Consider the following 22547-nt stretch of genomic DNA (forward strand, 5'->3'; position numbering starts at 1 on the left):
GCCAGCTCCCAAAAAGCCTTTGATCCGGGGGCTGCACTTGTGTAAAACCAGACAAGTCACCGATCACACTCATCCACTCACGGAAAGCGTCATGAGCAAACAGATTTACAACTTCTGCGCCGGCCCCGCCATGTTGCCGGTCGAAGTCATGGAGCGCGCCCAGCGCGAATTTTGTAATTTCCAGGGGCTGGGAGCCTCGGTCATGGAGCTTTCCCACCGCGGCAAGCCCTACATGGCGGTCGCCGCCAAGGCCGAAGCCGATCTGCGCGAGTTGCTGGCGGTGCCGGACAACTACAAGGTGCTGTTCATGCACGGCGGTGGCCGTGGCCAGTTCTCTGCCGTGCCCATGAACCTGCTCGGCGGCGTCAACAAGAAGGCTGACTATCTGCTGACCGGTGTCTGGGCTGCGAGTGCCGTGGACGAGGCGCGCAAGTACGGCGACATCCAGACCTTTGACGGGGTGGCCAAGAGTGCCGAGGGCATCTCCCACCTGCTGCCGACCCCGGCGTTTCGCGCCGATGCGGCCTATGTACACTACTGCCCGAATGAAACCATCGACGGCATCGAGATGTTCGACATCCCGGCAACCGGTTATGTGCCGCTGGTGGCGGATCTCTCCTCCACCATCCTCTCCCGTCCCATCGACGTGAGCCGCTTCGGCATCATCTATGCCGGCGCCCAGAAAAACATCGGCCCCTCGGGGCTGGCCATCGCCATCGTGCGCGACGATCTGCTGAGCCAGGCTCGTGCCGATGTGCCGTCGATCTTCGACTACCAGCTCACCGCCAAGAACGACTCCATGTTCAACACCCCGCCCACCTATGCCTGGTATCTGGCCGGGCTGGTGTTCGAGTGGCTGAAAGAACAGGGTGGCCTCGAGGCGATGGAAGCGCGCAACAAGGAGAAGGCCGATTTCCTCTACGGCTATCTCGATCAGTCGAGCTTCTATGGCAACCAGGTGGATGCCAGCTGCCGTTCGCGGATGAACATCCCGTTCCAGCTGAAAAATGCCGAACTGGACAAGCTGTTCCTGGCCGAATCGGAAGCCGCAGGCCTGCTGGCACTCAAGGGCCACCGCATCGTCGGCGGCATGCGCGCCAGCCTCTACAACGCCATGCCGCTGGAAGGGGTGAAGGCGCTGGTCAGCTTTATGGACGGCTTTGCCAAGCGCCACGGCTGAGGCGTTTTTCCCCGATTGCCGACGCCGGGGACTCCCCGGCGTCTGTTTTTTCCGTGATGCCGGACCGGCCGCCCTCGCGGTCTGCTTTTGTGCCACCCGCAGTCTTGCCGAGCAGGGCGCGGGCTGCTAACGTCCGGTCAGGTCATTTTTTTGAGATCGTACAGGAAGTCTATGAATTCGTTGCGTTTGGAACCCATTTCTCGTGTGGCCGGTGAGGTCAATCTGCCCGGATCCAAGAGCGTGTCCAACCGGGCGCTGCTGCTGGCAGCCCTGGCCCGTGGCACCACCCGGCTCACCAACCTGCTCGACAGCGATGACATTCGTCACATGCTGGCGGCGCTGACCCAGCTCGGGGTCAAGTACAAGCTCTCCGCCGACAAGACCGAGTGCACCGTGCACGGTCTGGGTCGCAGTTTCGCGGTATCGGCGCCGGTCAATCTGTTCCTCGGCAACGCCGGCACCGCCATGCGACCGCTGTGCGCCGCGTTGTGTCTGGGTTCCGGTGAATACACCCTGGGCGGGGAACCGCGCATGGAAGAGCGCCCCATCGGCCATCTGGTGGATGCCCTGCGCGAAGCGGGCGCCCATATCCAGTACCTGAAGAAAGATGGTTATCCGCCGCTGGTGGTGGATGCCAAGGGGTTGTGGGGCGGCGATGTGCACGTCGACGGTTCCGTCTCCAGCCAGTTCCTGACGGCGTTTTTGATGGCGGCACCGATGGCGGCGGGCGACACCCGCATCCATATCAAGGGGGAGCTGGTCTCCAAGCCCTACATCGACATCACCCTGCACATCATGAAGCAGTTCGGGGTGGTCATCGAGCACGACAACTACAAGCTGTTCTACATCAAGGGCAACCAGAGCTACGTCAGCCCGGGTGACTTCCTGGTGGAAGGGGATGCCTCCAGCGCCTCCTACTTCCTCGCAGCGGGCGCCATCAAGGGCAAGGTGCGGGTCACCGGCATCGGCAAGCACAGCATTCAGGGCGATATCCACTTCGCCGACGTGCTGGAGAAGATGGGCGCCCGCATCACCTGGGGCGATGACTTCATCGAGGCCGAGCAGGCGCCGCTGCACGGCATTGACATGGACATGAACCACATCCCCGATGCGGCCATGACCATCGCCGTGGCAGCGCTGTTCGCCGAGGGGCCCACCTCCATTCGCAACATCTACAACTGGCGGGTGAAGGAGACCGACCGCCTGCACGCCATGGCGACCGAGCTGCGCAAGCTGGGCGTCGAGGTGGAGGAGGGGCGTGACTTCATCACCGTCACCCCGCCAGCGCAGCTCAAGCATGCGGCCATCGATACCTACAACGACCACCGTATCGCCATGTGTTTCTCGCTGGTGGCGCTGTCCGATACCGCCGTCACCATCAATGATCCGGGTTGTACCTCCAAGACCTTCCCGGACTACTTCGACAAGCTGGCCAGCATCAGTCAGCGCGCGTGATGAACCCAGGCCCGCCTCGCTGCGGGCCTGTTTCTTTGGGCTGTCCCGCTCTGCTCCCCCCCTCTCTTCATCCTCGCTTAGCAGCATTATTAAAACTTGCAAGGCAGGATAAGAAAATTCCTTCCAAGATAATGTAATTTTCTATTTACACCGCTGCCCGTGCGGGCTAGATTGAAGTTTCTTTATCGCAGTCATCTAGCAGGAAGCCTTGTCATGCAGCATCAAACCGACGACGTTCGTATCAGTGAAATCAAAGAGTTATTGCCCCCGGTTGCGGTGCTTGAGAAGTTTCCGGCCACCGAGACCGCATCCAGTACCGTCTTTGAATCCCGTCAGGCCATCCATCAGATCCTGGCCGGTGAAGATCAGCGCCTGCTGGTGGTGATCGGCCCCTGTTCCATTCACGACCCCGCCGCCGCGCTGGAGTACGGCAAGCGCCTCAAGGTGCTGCGTGACGAACTCAAGGGCCAGCTGGAAATCGTGATGCGGGTCTACTTCGAGAAGCCGCGTACCACGGTGGGCTGGAAGGGGCTGATCAACGACCCTTACCTCGACAACAGCTGCCAGATCAACGACGGCCTGCGCATCGGTCGCAAGCTGCTGCTGGATCTCAACGACATGGGGCTGCCGACCGCCTCCGAATTCCTCGACATGATCACTCCGCAATACGTGGCGGATCTGATGAGCTGGGGCGCCATCGGTGCCCGTACCACCGAATCCCAGGTGCACCGCGAGCTGGCCTCCGGTCTCTCCTGCCCGGTGGGCTTCAAGAACGGCACCGACGGCACCATCAAGGTGGCCATCGATGCCATCGGGGCCGCCAGTGCACCGCACCACTTCCTGTCGGTGACCAAGTACGGCCACTCCGCCATCGTCGCGACCCGGGGCAACCCGGACTGCCACATCATCCTGCGCGGCGGCCGTGAGCCGAACTACAGCGCTGCCCACGTGGACGAGGTGGTGAAGGGGCTGGACAAGGCCGGTCTGCCGCAGAAGGTGATGATCGACTTCAGCCACGCCAACAGCAGCAAGCAGTTCAAGAACCAGATGCTGGTGGCCGAGGACGTGGCCGGTCAGCTGCGTGCCGGCAGCCGGGCTGTGTTCGGCGTCATGGTGGAGAGCCATCTGGTGGAGGGGCGCCAGGATCTGGTGGAAGGGTGCGAGCTCACCGTCGGTCAGAGCATCACAGATGCTTGCATCGGCTGGGCCGACACCGAAATCCTGCTGCGCAATCTGGCCGATGCGGTGGCCACCCGCAACGCAGGCTGATCCCGGCCTGGCTGCGCCGCGTGGCGCACCTGAGCTACGACACACACAACAAAAGCGCGACCCTGGGTCGCGCTTTTTTATTGGCCAGAGCGGACGGCAGGCATGATCACCAGCGGTAGGTCTTGAGCAACTGCTCGAGCTTGCGGCACTGCTCGACCAGCTGGACGCTGGCGAGGTTGGCGGCGTGAGCCTGGCCCAGGGTGTCGTTGGAGGTGTTGCGAATGTCGCTCACCGAGCCGTCCACCTCGCTGCAGACCCTGTCCTGCTCCTCGGCGGACTGCGCCATCTGGGCGTTGAGATCGTTGATGCTGCTGATGCGGCCGATGATGTTCTGCATGGCGGCCAGGGTCGCCTCGGTCTTGTGGATGCTCTCGTCCGCCTTGGCCTTGGCATCCCCGATCACCGACACCGCGCTCTGGGCCTCGTTCTGCAGGGCGGCGATCATCTGGGAGATCTCCTCGCTGGCGGCGCGGCTGCGGTTGGAGAGGGCCCGTACCTCGTCGGCCACCACCGCAAAGCCACGGCCCTGCTCGCCGGCCCGGGCCGCCTCGATGGCGGCGTTGAGGGCCAGCAGGTTGGTCTGATCCGCGATCCCCTTGATCACCTCCAGCACCCCGTCGACCGCCAGACAGCGGTTGTCGAGCTGCTGGATCACCCTGTCGACCCGCTCGATCTCCGCCGACATCTCGCCCATGTCGTTGATGGAGTGCTGGGCCAGGCGACTGGTGTTGGCCGCATCCTGGTTGGTGAGGGCGGAGAGCTCGGCGCTCTTGCGGGCGTGTTCGCGCACCTCGTGGGAGCTGGCGGCCAGCTCGCTCACGGCGGCGGCCACCTGTACCGTCATGCTCTCCTGCTGGCGGGCCGAGCCTTCGGTCTGGGTCGCCACCTGGCGGATCTGGTTGGACTCCTGATAGAGCTGGTGGGTGGCACTCTCCACCTCCTGCAGGCTGTGGCGAAACCCCTGCACCATGTCGCTGACGGCGCGGGTCATCTCGCCCAGCTCATCCCGGTTGGGATTGATCAGGGGGAGGGAGAGATCCCGCTCCTTGGCCATGCGGGTCATGGCCAGCTGCAGATGGCGTACCGGCCGCTTGATGTAGCGCTGCAGCACCCAGCCCAGCAGGCCGAAGCCCAGCCCGAACACCGCCACCAGGCTGCCGCTCAGGATCAGGTTGTTGCGATGGATCTCGCCAAAGGTGTGGCTGAGATCGTAACTGATGCGCACCGCCCCCATGACGGTGCCTTCTGCCACCTGGTGGCAGGTGGTGCACTGGGTACCGCGGTACTCCTTGTAAGCCTTGAAGGGCTTGATCAGGGTGAGCTGGTTGCCCTGCTGCTCGAGAATGGTCTCCCCCTGGTTGATGGCGCGCTCGTCCAGCTTGTCTTCAATCTGCTGATCCGGGTGGCCGGGGCCGAACAGGCTGGTCACCGCCGGGGCGCGGATCAGACGGGCCTCGACGATGCCGGCCTCGCTCTTGAGCTTGGTCTGCACGATCTGGCGGTTGGCGATGGCCCCTGTCATCATCAGCACGTTGAGCTGATCCATGTAGGTGTTGGCGGCGCTCTCCACCTTTTCCCCCGCCAGCCGGATGGCGAGATCCCGTTGCAGCCAGGCGGAGAGCTCGAAGCTGAGGGCGAAGGTGCAGCCGATGACCAAGGCGAGGGGGAGAAAGATTTTCCAGTTCAGAGACAGATTTTGCATCGTTGGCAGGTCCATGCGCAGGTGAGCGATCGTCAATGGTTGATGACTCTCCCCGCGCTCGCTCATCAGAACGGGGGAGATGGTTCTCTATCGGCACACCCTACCTCATCTTGAGTAAATTATCTGTTAACTGGATCCGTGTTGGAGGTTAATGGTGCGTAGCAAACGAGGGCTGTTCGTCGTTGAGTTGATCCAGCACAAACTTGGCATTTATTGATAGTGGTTATCATTTGCATTATTTCACTTGATAACCTTGCCTGCGATGACACCACAGCTGACTCCGACCATGACCGGTCTTGCCACCCCGGATCCCCTCAAGTTCGCCTTTGGCGCCAAGACCTCGGCCCACGCCAGTCGCGGCGGCATGCGCCCGCTCACCCTCGACCATGCCGACTGGCAAGCCTGGTGGCACCGCGAGAGCGAGGCGGACGAGCGAGCGCTCTATATCCACATCCCGTTTTGCCGCAAGCGCTGCAGCTTCTGCAATTTCTTTGAAAATGGCGCCAACCCGGCCCGTATCACCCGCTATGTCGACGCGCTCTGCCGCGAGCTTGCCCAGGCCGCCGAGACACCCTTCACCCAGAGCCGCCCCTTCTCGGCCGTCTATGTGGGGGGCGGCACGCCGACGGACATGAGCGCCGACGAGCTGGCGATGCTGGCCGCTGCCATCCGTCGTTTTCCTCTGACTTCGGATGCGGAGGTGACCCTGGAGGGGCGCCTCAACGGTTTTGACGATGCCAAGTGGCACAGTGCGCTGGCGGGCGGCTTCAACCGCTTCTCGTTCGGGGTGCAGAGCTTTGACACCGAGGTGCGCCAGGAGGCGGCCCGCTTCGACGACAGGGAGACCCTGCTGACCCGGCTAGGGGAGCTGACCCGTCACGACGACGCAGTGATCGTGGCCGATCTCATCTTCGGCTTGCCGGGCCAGGATGATGCCGTGTGGCGTCAGGACATCGCGGACGTGATGGCGAGCGGGGTGCACGGGGTGGATCTCTATCAGCTCATCGCCATGGCCGGCACCAATTTGGCCCGTGCCGAGGCAAAGGGCAAACTCGGCTGGGCCGCCGATGGCCAGCAGCGGGCCACCATGTATGCCTATGGCGCCCAGACGCTGGAGCAGGGGGGCTGGCAGCGGCTCTCCTGCAGCCACTGGCGGCGCGGCGAGGCCGAACAGAGCCGCTACAACCAGATGGCCAAGCGCGGCGCCGAGATCCTCCCCTTCGGGGCCGGGGCTGGCGGCAACGTGCATGGGCATGGCCTCATGTATGGCCGGGATCTGGCGCTCTGGCACGAGGCGCTGGCGGCGGAGCAGCGGGCCCCCGGCATGGTGATGGGGCGCAATCCAAATGGCCGCCTCGATGGTCTGCTGCGCGGCGCGCTCGACAGCGGCTGGCTGGCGCTGGCCCGCTTGCCGACGCCGCTGCGGGTACATCTGCACCCCTTGTTCGAGGCCTGGCAGCAGCACGGACTGGCAACGCTGAGCGAGGCGCGGCTCGAGCTCACCCTGGCGGGACGCTTCTGGAACGTCAATCTGCAGGCCGGACTGTTTGAATACTTGCAGCTCAACCCGCTGGCGGGGTCGGGTACGCCACCTGCCGATCCGGCGCAGGCGGTGCGCCATTCGCTGGTGTGAGTGCACTGGCCGAGAGGGCCTGACAAAGAGAGGATGATAAACAAGGGGGCACCTGATGTGCCCCCTTGTTCGTTATGGCTGGTGGACCTCTTCCACCCGTACCCGCAGTTGCCCCTCTGCAAGCTGGGTGACCAGCGTCTGGCCGGCATCCACCTGGGCGGCGCGGCTAATGACTTCGCCACGTGCGGTGCGGGTGATGGAGTAGCCGCGCCCCAGGGTGGCGAGCGGGCTCACCCCGTCGAGGCGGGCGCTGAGCATGGCGAGGCGGTGGTCGGCCAGATCCCGGCGTTTGGCGATGAGGGCATGGAGGCGCTCCTCGGCCAGCTGGTGGCGACGCTTGCCGGCGGCCAGCAAGCGCTCCGGGCTCTTGCCCTGCAGGCGCAGCTCCAGATTGGTGAGGCGCTGCTCCCCCTGATGCAGTCGGTGATTCATCAGCTGTTGCAAACGGGCGGAGAGCTCGTCGAGGCGCTGGGATTGCTGCTCCAGCCGCCGCTTCGGATCCTGATGATCGAGCCGCTTTTGCAGCAGGATGAAATCGTGGCGGGCGGCGGTCTGCTGGCGGTTCATGGCCTGCAGCAGTTGCTGCTTGAGATGGGCGAGGCGCTGGGCGCGGGCGCTCTGATCCGGCGCCACCAGCTCGGCGGCTGCCGACGGGGTCGGGGCGCGTAAGTCGGCGGCAAAGTCGCTGATGGTGACATCCACCTCGTGGCCCACCGCACTCACCACCGGGATGGCGGAGCCGGCGATGGCGCGCGCCACCGCCTCTTCGTTGAAGCACCAGAGATCTTCGAGCGAGCCGCCGCCGCGCCCGACGATCAGCACATCCACCTCGGCGCGGCGGTTGGCCAGGGCAATGGCAGAGACGATCTGGCCGATGGCGGCGCTCCCCTGCACCTGAGTCGGGTAGATAAACACCGGCAGATCCGGCGCGCGCCGTTTGAGCACCGTCAGCATGTCATGCAGGGCAGCACCGGTAGCGGAGGTGATGAGGCCCACCGCGCGCGGTTCACGGGGCAGCGGCCGCTTGCGCCCTTCGTCGAACAGCCCCTCGGCGCCAAGGCGACGCTTGAGCTCCTCAAAGCGCAGCGCCAGCACGCCGTCGCCCGCCGGCTGCATCGATTCGATGATCAGCTGGTAGTCGCCGCGCGGCTCATAAAGCGAGACCCGCGCCTGCACCAGTACCTGCATGCCATCCTGCGGGCGGAACGCCACCCGCCGGTTGTTGCCCTTGAACATGGCGCAGCGCACCTGGGCTGACATGTCTTTGAGCGAGAAGTACCAGTGGCCGGAGCTTGGCATCGCCAGGTTGGAGAGCTCGCCGGTCAACCACACCAGCCCCAGATCCTGCTCCAGGATCATGCGCACGGCGCTGTTGAGGCGGGTGACGGTAAAGACCTGCTGTTGTCTGCTTTGACTCGGTTCGTTGCGGTAGTTCAAGGCTGGTCCTGCACTGTGTGCCCCGCCTTGGGGGCGGGGGCATAAAACAATGGCGCCATCTTAACGCAGTTCGGGGCGAACGCCGAGCGGCGCTGGCCCTGTCGGGTTCAACGTGCGTCCGGATCCTGAGGCTGCGCCTGGGCCTGAACGGCCGGGGTGCTGGCCTGGCTGGTCACCAGCCAGACCGAGAGGCAGACGACTAGGCCCCCCAGCACGAAGCCCTGGCTCAAGGTCTCGCCCAGCACCAGCGCGCCCCACAAGATGCCAAAAGGGGGAATGAGGAAGGTGACGGTGAGGCTGCGCAGCGGGCCGATATCGGCGAACAGTCGAAAATAGAGCAGATAGGCGAGGGCGGTACAGACCACGCCGACCGCCAGTACGCTGGCCCAGGCGGTGGGCACGGCCCAGTCGACCGCGGGGCCGGCGGCCAGCTGGTAAGCGAAAAAGGGCAGCAGGAACAGGCTGGCACCCAGCTGGCTGCCAAAGGCCACCAGCTTGGCATCGAGCCCGCCGCGATGGGTGATCCAGCTGCGGGTGAGAAAGCCGGCGAGGCCGTAGCAGGCGGTGGCAAACAGGCAGGCCAGCACCCCGGGCAGCAGATGCCCACCGGCACTCACCTCGCCGGTGGTGGTGATGAGGCTGATCCCGAGCACCCCCAATACCACCCCCAGCCATTTGCGCCTGTCAAGGCGCTCGTTGAAGCAGGAAAAGCCGATGAGGGCCCCCATCAGCGGCGTGGTGGCGTTGAGGATGGCCGAGTAGCCGGCCGGCAGCCAGAGGGCGGCGATGGCGTACATCAGAAACGGGATGGCGGAGTTGATGACGCCGAGCAGCATGGCTGACTTGAGCTTGCCCTGAAACCCCATGGGCGCGCGCAGCAGCAGGAGCATGACGGCAAGCCCGATGAGGGCGAACAGGACCCGCAGGAAGGTGGTGTTGACGGCGCCAAACGCCGGGGCGGCGATGCGCATGAACAGGAAGCTGGCGCCCCAGATGGCGGCCAGCAGGAGCAGGCGCCCGTAATCGGCAGGTTTCATGGTGTCGTCCTTGAGGTGATGGTGGCCAATATTGGCGCTGCATCGGCATGATGCCGACAAGGTGCCTGTGCTGGCAACTGCCTGGATGGCAGCAGGGCATCCATGCCCTGGCGTACCGGTGTGTGGGTGACGGGAGCGTTACGGCTCCGGCTGGCTCACGAAAGCAATCTTGTGCAGGCCGTGCTGGGAGGCCTGGGCCATCACCCTGGCGATGATGCCGTACTCCACCTTGCGATCGATGCGCAGCTGGATCTCGGGCAGCTCCCCCTCGGCCTGGCCGGCGCTCTCCATCTTGGCGAGCAGGGCGGCCTCGTCGACCTCCTGATCGTTCCAGTAGATCTTGCCGGTGCTATCGATGGCGAGGTTGATGTCCTGCTTGTCTGGCTGGTTGAGCTGGCTGCTGGCCTCTGGCAGCTCCAGCTTGACCGCGTTGGTGAGCAGGGGGGCGGTGATCATGAACACGATGAGCAGCACCAGCATGACGTCGATCATCGGGATCATGTTGATCTCGGAGAGGGGTTGATCGTCCCCTTCGTCCGACAGTTTGCCAAATGCCATCAGCCGCGCCCCTGTCTGGTTTCCCGCTCGACCAGCGGGGTGACGTTGTTGGTGGCGACCTGCTCGAAGCCGGTCACCAGCAGGGTGAACAGATCGTGGCCAAATTCCTCCAGCGCCGCGAGCCTGAGGCGATTGCGCCGCACGAAGAAGTTGTAGATGAGCACGGCCGGCAGGGCGACCGCGAGGCCGAAGCCGGTCATGATCAGCGCCTCGCCCACGGGGCCGGCAACCTTGTCCAGACTGCTCTGACCGGCGGCGCCGATGGCCAGCAGGGCGTGGTAGATACCCCAGACGGTGCCGAACAGCCCGATGAAGGGGGCTGCCGAGCCCACCGAGGCGAGGAAGGCCAGCCCCTGCTCCAGCCGCACCCGCTCCTGGGTGATGGCCCGGCGCATGGCGCGCAGCAGATATTCATCCGGCGAGCCCAGCTTGCAGCTGACTGCACGCTCCTCGGCCCGGTTCAGCTGGGCCACGGCCGCCAGCGCGGCGCTGGTCAGCCGGCCATAGGCCTCCTGCGGCGGCAGGTGGGCCAGCTGGCGCTCCATCTCCTGCACGCTGTCGTGCTGCCAGAAATCGGCGATGAAGCGGGCGTTGAGGCGTTGTTCCCGCTGCGCGAGATAGCCCTTGAGCAGGGCGTAATAGCAGGTGCCAAGGGACATCAATACCAGCAGGATGAAGGGGATCAGCCCCACACCGCTGTTCTGGCTGAGCAGGTGGGCGATGCCCATGCCGTTGCTTGCGATTTCAGGATCCATGTTCAAGCCCTTAATTTGAAAATGATGGTGACTTTTGCCGAGGCCTCGACGGCCACGTTGTTCTGTTTGGCAGGAATGAATTTCCAACGGCTGACGGTCTTGCGGGCTGTCATGTCCAGCCGCCGATAGCCGCTGCTCTTGTCCACCTCCACCGAGGCGGCGGTGCCCTCGGCCGTCACCCGCACATTGAGGATGACCCGCCCCTCTTCTCCCCGTCGTCTCGACTCATAGGGGTATTGGGGCTCGGGGTTGTTGAGCCGGGCATCGCGGGCGATGGGGGCGCTGTTGCCCGCGCCGCCGCCAGCCTTCTGGGCAGGATTCTGACTGGCACTTCCGCCACTCGCCTGTGTGGCCGTTGTTGCCGCTGCAGGGGCGGGCGCGGTGACCGGCGGTTGCGGACTGCTCACCGGCATGACCTTGGCGGGCTGCACCGGCGGGGTACGGTGTTTAAGCGGTTTGACCACCGGTTTGACGCTTTTCTTGACTGGCTTGAGCGGCGGTTTTTTGGGTGTCGGCAATGGCTTGGCTTTTTGCTGCACTTTTTGTACTTGCTGCGCTGTGGGAGCAGGGGCCGGGGCCGCCTTGGCTGGCGCGTCATTGGTCGCTGCCTCACCAACCCAGCGGGCCGACAGGGTCAGCGGCAAGGGCGGGGTGATGGGCGCAGGCTGGTGCGCATAGAGCCACCAGAAGGCGGCAAGATGCAGGGCGATCGCGATGGCAAGGCAAACGAGACGGGCGGCGTCGGGATCGTTGGCGGGCAGTGTTGGTCTCGGGCTGCAGGAGTCCATCACTTGTCTCCCTTCCAGGTCTTCATATTCATACTCAAACGGCTAGTGTGAAGGCGCCAGAACAGGCGTCAGGCCGCTAGCATGCCTGACAACGAGTGTCGCAAACAACAACCATTATCAATCGTATTTTAATCGTGACGAGGCTGGCTCGCAGAATATAAGAAGCCGGGCCGGCAAGCTGCGTTCCCGACTGGCAATGGGTTGAGCGGTGTGTGTTCGCACCGGTTTTTCCCCCTGTTGGCTAGCGGCGTCACAGCTCCAGCAATACCCCCAGCTCCACCACCCGGTTGGCGGGAATATGAAAGAAGTCGGTCGCCTTGAGGGAGTTGCGGTTCATCCAGACGAACAGGCCCTCCCGCCAGCGCGCCATGCCGGGCAGATCGGTGCTGACCAGGTTCTCGTGGGAGAGGAAGAAAGAGGTCTTGGCCATGGTGACCTTCAGATCCTCCTGGGCGCAGGCTTGGAAGATCTCCTCCATGGAGGGCACCTCCTTGTAGCCAAAGTGGGCGACCACCTGCCAGAACCCCTCGCCAAGGTGGGTGAGCTCGATGCGCTCCTTGAAGGAGAGCCAGGGCTCGTCCTTGATCTGAACGGTCAGGAAAATGACCCGTTCGTGCAGGATCTTGTTGTGTTTGAGGTTGTGCAGCATGGCGTGTGGCACCACCTGCACCGATTTGGAGAGAAACACGGCGGTGCCGGGGACCTGCAGCGGCGGGTGTGCCTGCATGTTGTCGACAAACCCCTTCAGCGCCAGTGACTTGTGCTCCAGCTTGTCGAGCACCAGCTCCCGTCCGCGCTTCCAGGTGGTCATCACTATGATGGCCAGCAGCGCAAACAGGATGGGGAGCCAGCCACCGGCCAGAAACTTGGTGGTATTGGCGGCAAAGAAGGTGACATCGACCAGCAGCAGCGGTGCGCACACCAGCGCAATCAGCCAGCGCGACCACTTCCAGCGGCGGGCGGCCACCACCATCAACAGCAGGGTGGTGAGCGCCATGGTGCCGGTCACCGCGATGCCGTAGGCGGCGGCCAGGTTGCTTGAACTCTGGAACCAGAGGATGACGATGACGATGCCCCCCAGCAGCAGCCAGTTCACCAGCGGCAGGTAGATCTGGCCTATCTCGTGCTCCGAGGTGTGGCGGATCTCCTGGCGCGGCAGGTAACCGAGCAAAATGGCCTGGCGCACCACCGAGTAAGTGCCCGAGATCACCGCCTGGGAGGCGATGACGGTGGCCAGGGTGGCGAGGATCAGCAGGGGAAAGGCCAGCCAGGAGGGGGCAAGCAGGTAGAAGGGATTCTCGATGGCGGCAGGATTGCGCAGCAGCAGGGCTCCCTGGCCGAAGTAGTTGAGCAGCAGGGCTGGCATCACCAGAGAACCCCAGGCCAGCTGGATGGCGCCACGGCCAAAGTGGCCCATGTCGGCGTAGAGCGCCTCCGTCCCGGTGACGCAGAGCACGACGGCCCCCAGGGTGATGAAGGCGATACCCGGTCGGCTGATCATGAAATCGAGGGCGTAGAGCGGGTTGACCGCCTGCAGGATGGCGGGGTTTTGCGCTATCTCATAAGCCCCGAGCGCCGCCAGCACCCCGAACCAGAGCAGCATGATGGGGCCGAACAGGCGACCGATGCCGGCGGTGCCGTAATGCTGGGCCCCGAACAGGCTCACCAGCACGGTGAGGGTGATGGGCAGCACGAACGGCGCCAGCTCCGGGGTGATCACCTGCAACCCTTCGACCGCCGAGAGCACCGAGATGGCGGGGGTGATCACCGCATCCCCGATAAACAGCCCCACGCCGACCAGACCGAGCAGCATGAGCAGGGCGCGCGGCTTGGCCGGGAGGCGGCGGGAGGCCAGTGAGGCGAGGGTGAGGATCCCCCCTTCTCCCTTGTCGTCGGCCCGGAGCACCAGCAGCACATATTTGAATGAGACCACGATCATGATGGTCCAGAAGAAGAGGGAGACGATGGAGAGGATCCCCTCCGGAGTTGGCTGCAGACCCAGGTGTCCGGCGAAGCTCTCCTTGAGGGCATAGAGCGGGCTGGTGCCGAGATCGCCATAGACGACCCCCAGTGCTGCCAGGGTAATGGCCATGCGCCCTTGCTGGTGTCCGTGGCTCATCATGAAATTCCATTTCAATTCAGACTGTTAATCATGATACGCAGGCACAGGCACAAAGGAAACCCGCGCCACGAAAAGGCCCCTGCGTTGGGCGTGCCGATTTGGGTGAAATACCCCGGATGTTGCTCTGCCTGATTTAGTGTTTGAGGGGGACGGCCAAGCGCGCATGAGCTGGTTGTCGAGTGCGCTTGAGCAGAACCAAACGGTCTGCAACGGGGGAGGGGAAGCGGGGTTGTGTGAAAAAATGAAACGGGAACTTTTTTGCATAAAACCGCAATGAGACAACTCTTTTGTCCCCAAAAGGCTGTTTTGCGACTGAAAATGTTGGTTTTTTAGCGGCTTGGCGGCTGAAAAGGCCAAAACGCCATAAAAAATTCAAAAAACTTCTTTACCAGTGACCAATGCGTGAGTAAACTTCGTCGGCAATATTTTACACCCCCACTTCCTCAACGGTGAGATATTGCCATGCTCAGGATTGCCAAAGAAGCGTTAACCTTCGACGATGTACTGTTGGTTCCCGCCCACTCCGAAGTTCTTCCCAATACTGCCGATCTGCGTACCAAGCTGACCTCTGCCATCAGCCTGAACATCCCCATGATCTCCGCTGCCATGGACACAGTGACCGAAGCCCGTCTGGCTATCGCACTGGCCCAGGAAGGCGGTATCGGCTTTATCCACAAGAACATGTCCATCGAGCAGCAGGCTGCCGAAGTGCGCAAGGTCAAGAAGTACGAGAGCGGCGTGGTCACTGACCCCGTCACCGTACGCCCCGACATGACCATCGCCCAGATCAAAGAGCTGAGCCACAAGAACGGTTTCGCCGGTTATCCGGTGGTGACCGAGGGCAATCAGCTGGTGGGCATCATCACCGGTCGTGATGTGCGCTTCGTGATCGATCTCTCCCAGACTGTCGAACAGATCATGACCCAGAAGGATCGTCTGGTCACTGTGCGTGAAGGCGCCCCCCGCGAAGAGGTGGTTGGCCTGATGCAGAAGCACCGTATCGAGAAGGTGCTGGTGGTCAACGCCGACTTCAAGCTCAAGGGCATGATCACCGTCAAAGACTTCCAGAAAGCCGAGCGCAAGCCGAACGCCTGTAAAGATGACAAGGGTCGTCTGCGGGTGGGTGCTGCCGTAGGTGCCGGTGCAGGTAACGAAGAGCGCGTCGCCGCCCTGGTGGAAGCCGGTGTGGACGTGCTGCTGATCGACTCCTCCCACGGCCACTCCCAGGGCGTGCTGGATCGCATCAAGGCGACCCGCGAAGCCTATCCTGATCTGCAGATCATCGGCGGCAACGTCGCCACCGCCGCCGGTGCCAAGGCGCTGGCCGCTGCCGGCGTCAACGCCGTCAAGGTGGGTATCGGCCCGGGCTCCATCTGTACTACCCGTATCGTGACCGGCGTGGGCGTGCCCCAGATCACCGCCATCTCCGACGCCGTCGACGCGCTGGAAGGCACCGGTATCCCGGTAATTGCCGATGGCGGCATCCGCTTCTCCGGTGACGTGGCCAAGGCCATCGCCGCCGGCGCAAGCTGCGTCATGGTGGGCTCCATGTTCGCCGGTACCGAAGAGGCGCCGGGCGAGATCGAGCTCTATCAGGGTCGCTCCTTCAAATCCTACCGTGGCATGGGTTCTCTGGGCGCCATGTCCAAGGGCTCCAGCGACCGCTACTTCCAGACCGACAACGCCGCCGACAAGCTGGTGCCGGAAGGGATCGAAGGCCGCGTACCGTACAAGGGCCGTCTCAAAGAGATCATCCACCAGCAGATGGGCGGCCTGCGCTCCTCCATGGGGTTGACCGGCAGCGCCACCATCGACGACATGCGCACCAAGGCTGAATTCGTGCGCATCTCCGGCGCCGGGATGAAAGAGTCCCACGTTCACGACGTGACCATTACCAAAGAAGCCCCCAACTATCGGATGGGCTGATAAAACGGGGCTGCGGCCCCGTTTCTCCACCCCTTTTTTATCCCGTGCTTTTTGTGACAACAGCAGCCTGATGCAGGAATAAAATGACTAAAGACATTCACCAGCACCGTATCCTTATCCTCGACTTCGGTTCCCAGTACACCCAGCTGATCGCCCGCCGCGTGCGCGAAATCGGCGTCTACTGCGAACTGTGGGCCTGGGATGTGACCGAAGAGCAGATCCGCGAATTCAATCCGAGCGGCATCATCCTCTCCGGCGGCCCCGAGTCCGTCACCGAAGCGGGCAGCCCGCGCGCGCCCGAGTACGTGTTCAACGCCGGCGTGCCGGTGTTTGGCATCTGCTACGGCATGCAGACCATGGCCGAGCAGCTGGGTGGCAAGGTGCAATCCTCCACCGAGCGTGAATTCGGCTACGCCAAGGTGGAAGTGCTGGGCAACTCTGGCAAGACCAGTGCCCTCTTGCGCAACATCGAAGATGCCATCGCCGACAACGGCAATGCACTGCTGGATGTGTGGATGAGCCACGGCGACAAGGTCACCACCATCCCGGCCGACTTCACCACCATCGCCCAGACCGCCACCTGCCCGCACGCGGCCATGGCCAACGAAGCCAAGCGTTTCTACGGCGTGCAGTTCCACCCGGAAGTGACCCACACCCGCCAGGGTGCCCGCATGCTGGAGCACTTCGTCAAAGACATCTGCGGCTGCGAATGCCTGTGGACCCCGGCCACCATCATCGACGACGCCGTTGCCCGCATCCGCGAGCAGGTGGGTGACGACGAGGTGATCCTCGGCCTCTCCGGCGGGGTCGACTCCTCCGTGGTTGCCATGCTGGTGCACCGCGCCATCGGCGATCGCCTGACCTGTGTCTTCGTCGACAACGGTCTGCTGCGCCTGAACGAAGGCCAGCAGGTGATGGAGATGTTTGGCGATCACTTTGGTCTGAACATCGTCAAGGTCGATGCCGAAGAGCGCTTCCTTTCTGCCCTGGCGGGTATCGACGAGCCGGAAGCCAAGCGCAAGATCATCGGCCGCGTCTTCGTCGAAGTGTTTGACGATGAAGCGAAAAAGCTGAAAAACGCCCGCTGGCTGGCGCAAGGCACCATCTACCCGGACGTCATCGAATCCGCTGCCAGCAAGACTGGCAAGGCCCACGTCATCAAGTCTCACCACAACGTCGGCGGCCTGCCGGAAGAGATGAAGATGGGTCTGGTGGAACCGCTGCGCGAGCTGTTCAAAGACGAAGTGCGCCGTGTTGGCCTCGAGCTGGGTCTGCCCTACGACATGCTCTACCGTCACCCGTTCCCGGGCCCGGGTCTGGGCGTGCGGGTGCTTGGCGAAGTGAAGAAAGAGTACTGCGATCTGCTGCGCAAGGCCGATGCGGTCTTTATCGAAGAGCTGCGCAAGGCCGACCTCTACAACCAGGTCAGCCAGGCGTTCGCCGTGTTCCTGCCGGTGCGCTCCGTTGGCGTCATGGGCGATGGCCGCAAATATGACTGGGTCATTGCGCTGCGCGCCGTCGAGACCATCGACTTCATGACCGCCCACTGGGCCCACCTGCCGTACGACTTCCTCGGTCACGTGTCGAACCGCATCATCAACGAGATCAACGGCATCTCCCGCGTGGTGTACGACGTCTCCGGCAAGCCGCCCGCAACCATCGAATGGGAATAAGCGGCTAACGCCCTTTCGTCCTTCAAGCATAAAAATGTAAAAAAGACGCCCTTGCGGCGTCTTTTCTTTTTCCAATCGTTTGCGCCTCACTTTTCCCCTCGCTAGCCGCTTTCTCGCCTCCCTGCCTCTGTCATATCTGACAGGGGGTGTTTTATGGATCTCGCACTAGGCTCAGCCATGCCAATTGAGACCGGCGCTGTGAGGTGGCGGTCATGGCAGCAGGGGAGGGTGACGACAGCAAAGTCTTCATGTGCACTGTCGACACCGGACATACCAAATCTGGTATGGCACCCGGTGGAGTCCGGACACCACTTGAATAAACGGGGCGGAACCCGAACAGCCAAACGAGTAGGGACAAGAGATCACGGAGGGTTTGTTATGTCAGAACAAGCAGTGTTGTTGGGCGGATGGACTGCCTACCACAAGCTGAGCGCCAAAGATCAGGCCGTATTCAACCAGGCACTGGAAGGATTTGTCGGGGTGCAGTACACCCCCTTTGAAGTCTCCACCCAGGTCGTCGCCGGCACCAACTATCGTTTCAAATGCAAAACCATGGTGCCGCTGCCCAACCCGATCCACGGGGAAGCCGTGGTGCAGATCTTCCAATCCCTGGATGGATCGGCCCATATCACCTCCATCACCCCGATCTGATTGGGTTGCGGGTAAGGCGGGGAGGGGCATAGTCTCCAACCTGTTTGCTCCAAATCCTGAAAATAAGAAAGACGCCTTAGGGCGTCTTTCTTATTGTTGGAGTTTGCATGTCAATTTTGTTCGGACAACTAAATAGTGGAGGAATGAAACTCATACGATTGTTGACGTGGATAGATATTTTTTGTTCGAAATGCAATCACCTTCCGATATAGGTCACACCACTTCTTGTACAAGTAGATTATGGATTTGTATGCGAATAACATAGTGACCTTCTAACTCGGAAGCATCAGAGGGCATCGTGGCGATTTTTGATATTGAGAAAGACGAATTACTTCGGCTCTCTGATACCCAGCTTGAAGAGTTAATAGCGCGCCTTGCTGAGGCGGAAATTGCAACCCACGGTCATAGCCCTGCTTATGTACACTGGTCAGGCTCTATAAATGCTCCCGATGGCGGTATCGATGTGCACGTTAAAGCACCGGTCGAGCAAATGAGCACTGGCTTTATTGAAAGACCTGATACGATTTTTCAAGCCAAAAAGCATTCAATGCCGAGGGCCGCGATAACCTCAGAAATGACTATTGATGGTGCATTATCATCGACTATCTCGGAGCAATCTGCAAAGGGAGGGAGTTATATCATCGTCAGCTTGGGTGATGATTGCTCTCATCTTATGAAAAAGGATCGCCTGCAAGCAATGCAGTATGCGGTAGCCGATGATCCTAACCACTCTAATCTTCACTTGGATTTTTACGACCGCTCGAAACTGGCGCAATGGTTGCGACAGCACCCATCAGTCATGCTCTGGGCCAAAAAAACGCTCGGGCAGGGATATTCTGGATGGCAGCCATATGGTGCTTGGAGCAATCCGCCTCAGGGGTCAGAAGATACCTTGATTTCAGCTCCCGGGGTGACAATTACTCTGCCATCAGGAAAAGGGCAAAAGCTAGCCATTCAGGATGCTATTGGGCCAATGCGTGAGCTGATTCGCTCAACCAATAAAGCTGTTCGCATTACGGGATTATCCGGTGTTGGGAAGACCCGAATCGTACAGGCACTTTTCGATGAATCAGTCGGAGCAGATGCGCTCGATCGTACTATCGCAGTTTATGTTGATACCGGTGAAAACCCAGAGCCCTCTGCAATAGCAATGCTGGATCGACTGATTGCTGAGGGGCGACGGGCCATTATGATCCTTGATAATTGTCCTTCTGAATTGCATACCCTCTTGGCCAGTAAAGTGACGGCAAACGGCTCGCAGGTGAGGCTTATCACAGTTGAATATGACATTAAAGAAGGTGATAGACCGCAATATACAGAAGTTATTCATATAGAGACTGTTGGGCCAGAGGTTGCTGAACAGCTTCTTTTTCGTCGCTTTCCTGATATTGGTCGAAATAACGCCCGCCGCATAGCCGAGTTTGCGGATGGGAATGCACGGGTTTCCTTGGCTATTGCAGAGAGAGTTGAGGAAGGTGAAAGTCTGGCCCAACTTTCAGATGCACAGTTGTTTAACCGCTTGTTCGAGCAGCAGAAAAATCCGGATGATAATCTACGGGATCAGGCTGAAATATTGTCTCTGGTTTATTCATTTTCGGTTTCATCGGCGAAGGAAGGCCAAAACGAACTGGAGGTATTGGGTTCTATCTCGGGGTATTCCGTAAAGCAGTTGTTCCAAGCAACAAGCAAGTTGTCAGAACGCCATATCGTACAAAAGAGGGCTCATTGGCGTGCCATTTTGCCTCATGCTATCGCCAACAGGCTGGCTGCATTGGCATTGAATAGCATTCCAGTTGAACTGCTAAAAGAGACGTTTGAAACCCCTGGGCGTCAGCGTTTACTCATGTCATTCGCGCACAGGTTAGGGCTGTTGCACGAGCATCCCGTGGCGAAAGAGATTGTGGAGAATTGGCTTGAACCAGATGGGCTGTTAGGGAATATAACAGCATTGAACGAGATATCGGCACGAATGCTGGATTATATCTCACCAGTGGCACCAGAATATTTGCTTGACAGGATTGAGGCTGTACTCACCGCCTCTGACTTTAACGACATAAAATCGGGTTGTAATTCACGCCGAACATCAATTGTTAATATTTTATGTCAATTGGCATATGAACCAAAAGCCTTTGAACGTTGCATGAAACTCCTGGTTAATATGGCTGTTCATGAGAAGGAAAACGATGGCAATAACTCACTGACAAGGCAGATAACGAATTTCTTCCAAGCATATTTGTCTGGTACGCACGCTACTTTAGTTCAGCGAATTGCCATTATGAATGAATGTTTTTTATCTGATGTACCTAGACGTAGATCATTGGGTTTCAAGATGCTTTCGACAGCCCTAGAGGATCGCTGGACTGGCTTTGGAATGAATGCGTTTGGTGCTCGGCCGAGAGACTATGGACTTCACCCTAATCATGATGAGCTTGTGCAGTGGCGCCGCGCTTTTATCGATGAGGCTGTACAATTGGGTACTTCTGGCGATCCTGCTCTTGAAGTCCCTGCACGACAGATCATGGCTAATACATTTCGAGGGATGTGGGGTCAGCACGCGATAAGGGAAAAGCTTATTGATGCTGCCCGTAAACTACATGCACATTGCCCTTGGGGAGATGGTTGGAAAGCTGTCCGCTCTACGATCTATTTCGATCATACTGAGCGTAGAAACGCGAATAATATCGAGCCCATACCCGATAATCTTGCTGCCTTGGAGAAAGAGCTAGAGCCACATGATTTGATTTCGGCAATCCTTACTTATGTGTTGAGCAAGGGGCAAAACTATTGGGCTCTGGATGCCAGTTTTGATCATGAAAAAATCCATAAATATGATGAAGCTAGGCAACGACTTGAAGCTAAGGCATTCCGGCTAGGTAAGGAATTTGCGGCATCAGGCCATACGTTAGATGTGTTAGGACCACACCTTTTTTCAAATGGTTGGATGCCTAATCGCACTGCATTTGGGAAGGGATTAGCGAAGAAATCGCATGACTTGTTGGCTACTTGGCAGCAACTAGTCGAGCAGTTGGAGCAGCACTCAGAGGCAAGCTGGAATTTTGGGATCTTTGATGGCTTCATCACAGAGGTTAATTCTATCAATTCATTGCTGACTAAAAAACTGCTCGACCAGTGTGCCCAACATCCTGTGCTTCGGCGGGCATTGGTTTATCTACATCCTTGGGGAAAGTTTACTGAAGCCGACTTGGATCGTTGCCTAATGCTTCTGGATGACCCTGATATTGACCTAAATATGTATGAACCAATCTTATGGCGAAACGAGTATGCATCCTTGCCGAGAGAGAGAATACTCGAGCTTGCAATGCGACTCCTGAGTAAACCTGGCGGCAGTGATGTGGTGCTGGAGGCGCTAAGCATGCTCCTTCATGACAAAGATGTGATGGTGGATACGTTGGGGCTCGATTTTCGTCATATAGGTCTTAGGGCTGCAATTTTAAATTTGCCAAAAGATCACAACGATCCTAGCGGGACAAGAGGCTACAGCATGGAATGCGTCATCAATGCTGCATTACGTTTCGATGGCAATGAGTCCGAAAAACAGGAGTGGTTGGACGTGATCTTTGCTGTTGTTGATCTGCACTATGGTTACGTTCATTCATATGAAAGCGCCATTGAGACAACAGCTGCGCTGATGCCAGAAGCATTTTTAAATCGAGTCTTTGAAGGCACTGAAGAGCAACAAGAACGACGGCAGTTTTTTATTTGTAATAGAGACTTACGATTCTCACCTCTTGCCCATATTAATATGGATTTTCTGATTTCGTGGTGTTGTGCCCGAAATGAGCCCCGCGTGTGGGGGGCTATTGCAGCAAGCATTAACTTGTGGAAAAAGGATGAAGAGATTGAAGGATTTGAGATGTCAGAGTTAGCTCTCAGGCTGCTTGAGTCATCTCCTGACCCTGCTATTGTTCTGGAAATATTCGCCGAGCGTGTCACTCCTTCATCTTGGTCTGGTAGCCGAGCCAAAGTAATGCAGTCCAGAGCGGAGGCAATTCATAAGTTGGTTGAACATGAAAGAGCAGATATTTCGACTGCGGCTCAAACAGTCTCTGCAAACCTGGTTCAGCTAATCGAGCGCCAGAAAGAACGAGAGCAGCGGGAGGATGTGGAGCATGAGCAGCGGTTTGAATAAAAAGCACTCGTTTCAAGTCCGTAGGGTGTAATGAACAGCGTGAATGCACCTCTAATTTGGTGTTTCATACCTTGCACAACAGCTACTCAGCAAACGGTGCAATATTGCACCCTACGTGTTTCGTTAATTTGCTGGGGTGGTGTTGCTAAGCGCAATGCCTCGCCAAAGCAACAAAAAGGGGCGATTTGCGCCCCGACTCTGCTAATGCCCT

15 protein-coding genes are annotated in these 22547 nt (G+C 59.9%); 8 read left to right on the plus strand and 7 right to left on the minus strand.

Translation table 11 applies throughout. The features are described from left to right. Nucleotides 1–91 precede the first annotated feature (91 nt). From serC to aroG, 3 genes are all read left to right on the plus strand, one after another. Nucleotides 92–1180, plus strand: a complete 1089-nt coding sequence (gene serC, locus C2U40_RS08575) for a 3-phosphoserine/phosphohydroxythreonine transaminase (RefSeq protein ID WP_103827594.1) — start codon at nucleotides 92–94, stop codon at nucleotides 1178–1180. A 171-nt stretch (nucleotides 1181–1351) separates the two neighbouring features. After that, nucleotides 1352–2635: a 3-phosphoshikimate 1-carboxyvinyltransferase gene (gene aroA / locus C2U40_RS08580; RefSeq protein WP_039213554.1), complete on the plus strand. Its 1284-nt coding sequence runs from the start codon at nucleotides 1352–1354 to the stop codon at nucleotides 2633–2635. Between the two features lie 213 nt (nucleotides 2636–2848). Beyond that, nucleotides 2849–3904: a 3-deoxy-7-phosphoheptulonate synthase AroG gene (aroG, locus tag C2U40_RS08585; protein ID WP_011705850.1), complete on the plus strand. Its 1056-nt coding sequence runs from the start codon at nucleotides 2849–2851 to the stop codon at nucleotides 3902–3904. A gap of 106 nt (nucleotides 3905–4010) precedes the next feature. Here aroG and C2U40_RS08590 read toward each other — a convergent pair whose 3' ends face one another. Beyond that, nucleotides 4011–5606, minus strand: a complete 1596-nt coding sequence (locus C2U40_RS08590) for a methyl-accepting chemotaxis protein (RefSeq protein WP_026080109.1) — start codon at nucleotides 5604–5606, stop codon at nucleotides 4011–4013. A 262-nt stretch (nucleotides 5607–5868) separates the two neighbouring features. Between C2U40_RS08590 and hutW the strand changes: the two genes are divergently transcribed. After that, nucleotides 5869–7239 carry a heme anaerobic degradation radical SAM methyltransferase ChuW/HutW gene (hutW, locus tag C2U40_RS08595; protein WP_181014779.1) on the plus strand — a complete coding sequence of 457 codons (1371 nt, stop codon included), beginning with the start codon at nucleotides 5869–5871 and terminating at the stop codon, nucleotides 7237–7239. A gap of 72 nt (nucleotides 7240–7311) precedes the next feature. On the opposite strand, the gene xseA is transcribed toward hutW, so the two are convergent. The 6 genes from xseA to C2U40_RS08625 form a co-directional block, all read right to left on the minus strand. Further along, the gene (gene xseA, locus C2U40_RS08600; RefSeq protein ID WP_103827596.1) at nucleotides 7312–8676 is read right to left on the minus strand and encodes an exodeoxyribonuclease VII large subunit; all 1365 of its coding nucleotides are present in this window, start codon (nucleotides 8674–8676) and stop codon (nucleotides 7312–7314) included. A gap of 107 nt (nucleotides 8677–8783) precedes the next feature. Beyond that, complete coding sequence (locus C2U40_RS08605; protein ID WP_103827597.1) at nucleotides 8784–9713, minus strand: DMT family transporter; 930 nt, start codon at nucleotides 9711–9713, stop codon at nucleotides 8784–8786. Nucleotides 9714–9851: 138 nt separating this feature from the next. Then, the gene (locus tag C2U40_RS08610; protein ID WP_039213559.1) at nucleotides 9852–10271 is read right to left on the minus strand and encodes an ExbD/TolR family protein; all 420 of its coding nucleotides are present in this window, start codon (nucleotides 10269–10271) and stop codon (nucleotides 9852–9854) included. Continuing rightward, complete coding sequence (locus C2U40_RS08615; RefSeq protein WP_039213560.1) at nucleotides 10271–11026, minus strand: MotA/TolQ/ExbB proton channel family protein; 756 nt, start codon at nucleotides 11024–11026, stop codon at nucleotides 10271–10273. The genes C2U40_RS08610 and C2U40_RS08615 overlap by 1 nt, the downstream gene beginning before the upstream one ends. 2 nt (nucleotides 11027–11028) lie before the next feature. Further along, complete coding sequence (locus tag C2U40_RS08620) at nucleotides 11029–11814, minus strand: energy transducer TonB (RefSeq protein ID WP_103827598.1); 786 nt, start codon at nucleotides 11812–11814, stop codon at nucleotides 11029–11031. A 250-nt stretch (nucleotides 11815–12064) separates the two neighbouring features. After that, nucleotides 12065–13933 (minus strand): potassium transporter Kup, encoded by a 1869-nt coding sequence (locus C2U40_RS08625; protein WP_199773243.1) that lies wholly within the window; start codon nucleotides 13931–13933, stop codon nucleotides 12065–12067. A gap of 465 nt (nucleotides 13934–14398) precedes the next feature. Here C2U40_RS08625 and guaB point away from each other — a divergent pair, with 465 nt between their 5' ends. The 4 genes from guaB (at nucleotide 14399) to C2U40_RS08645 (ending at nucleotide 22336) form a co-directional block, all read left to right on the plus strand. Next, nucleotides 14399–15862 (plus strand): IMP dehydrogenase, encoded by a 1464-nt coding sequence (gene guaB / locus C2U40_RS08630; RefSeq protein WP_011705859.1) that lies wholly within the window; start codon nucleotides 14399–14401, stop codon nucleotides 15860–15862. An 83-nt stretch (nucleotides 15863–15945) separates the two neighbouring features. Beyond that, nucleotides 15946–17535, plus strand: coding sequence for a glutamine-hydrolyzing GMP synthase (gene guaA / locus C2U40_RS08635; RefSeq protein WP_076360617.1), 1590 nt, complete (start codon nucleotides 15946–15948; stop codon nucleotides 17533–17535). Nucleotides 17536–17913: 378 nt separating this feature from the next. Further along, nucleotides 17914–18186 (plus strand): hypothetical protein, encoded by a 273-nt coding sequence (locus C2U40_RS26495; RefSeq protein WP_042065037.1) that lies wholly within the window; start codon nucleotides 17914–17916, stop codon nucleotides 18184–18186. Nucleotides 18187–18484: 298 nt separating this feature from the next. Then, nucleotides 18485–22336, plus strand: a complete 3852-nt coding sequence (locus C2U40_RS08645) for a hypothetical protein (RefSeq protein WP_103827600.1) — start codon at nucleotides 18485–18487, stop codon at nucleotides 22334–22336. The last annotated feature ends 211 nt before the right edge of the window (nucleotides 22337–22547 follow it).

The sequence above is a fragment of the Aeromonas sp. ASNIH4 genome (assembly GCF_002934425.1).
Lineage (GTDB): Bacteria > Pseudomonadota > Gammaproteobacteria > Enterobacterales > Aeromonadaceae > Aeromonas > Aeromonas hydrophila.

What these genes read in the sequence shown, in the direction of transcription:
- C2U40_RS08590 (WP_026080109.1), bottom strand. Translation starts at nt 5,606, where the DNA reads ATGCAAAATCTGTCTCTGAACTGGAAAATCTTTCTCCCCCTCGCCTTG.
- guaB (WP_011705859.1), top strand. Translation starts at nt 14,399, where the DNA reads ATGCTCAGGATTGCCAAAGAAGCGTTAACCTTCGACGATGTACTGTTG.
- C2U40_RS08605 (WP_103827597.1), bottom strand. Translation starts at nt 9,713, where the DNA reads ATGAAACCTGCCGATTACGGGCGCCTGCTCCTGCTGGCCGCCATCTGG.
- hutW (WP_181014779.1), top strand. Translation starts at nt 5,869, where the DNA reads ATGACACCACAGCTGACTCCGACCATGACCGGTCTTGCCACCCCGGAT.
- aroA (WP_039213554.1), top strand. Translation starts at nt 1,352, where the DNA reads ATGAATTCGTTGCGTTTGGAACCCATTTCTCGTGTGGCCGGTGAGGTC.
- C2U40_RS08610 (WP_039213559.1), bottom strand. Translation starts at nt 10,271, where the DNA reads ATGGCATTTGGCAAACTGTCGGACGAAGGGGACGATCAACCCCTCTCC.
- C2U40_RS26495 (WP_042065037.1), top strand. Translation starts at nt 17,914, where the DNA reads ATGTCAGAACAAGCAGTGTTGTTGGGCGGATGGACTGCCTACCACAAG.
- guaA (WP_076360617.1), top strand. Translation starts at nt 15,946, where the DNA reads ATGACTAAAGACATTCACCAGCACCGTATCCTTATCCTCGACTTCGGT.
- C2U40_RS08615 (WP_039213560.1), bottom strand. Translation starts at nt 11,026, where the DNA reads ATGGATCCTGAAATCGCAAGCAACGGCATGGGCATCGCCCACCTGCTC.
- C2U40_RS08620 (WP_103827598.1), bottom strand. Translation starts at nt 11,814, where the DNA reads ATGGACTCCTGCAGCCCGAGACCAACACTGCCCGCCAACGATCCCGAC.
- aroG (WP_011705850.1), top strand. Translation starts at nt 2,849, where the DNA reads ATGCAGCATCAAACCGACGACGTTCGTATCAGTGAAATCAAAGAGTTA.
- C2U40_RS08625 (WP_199773243.1), bottom strand. Translation starts at nt 13,933, where the DNA reads ATGAGCCACGGACACCAGCAAGGGCGCATGGCCATTACCCTGGCAGCA.
- serC (WP_103827594.1), top strand. Translation starts at nt 92, where the DNA reads ATGAGCAAACAGATTTACAACTTCTGCGCCGGCCCCGCCATGTTGCCG.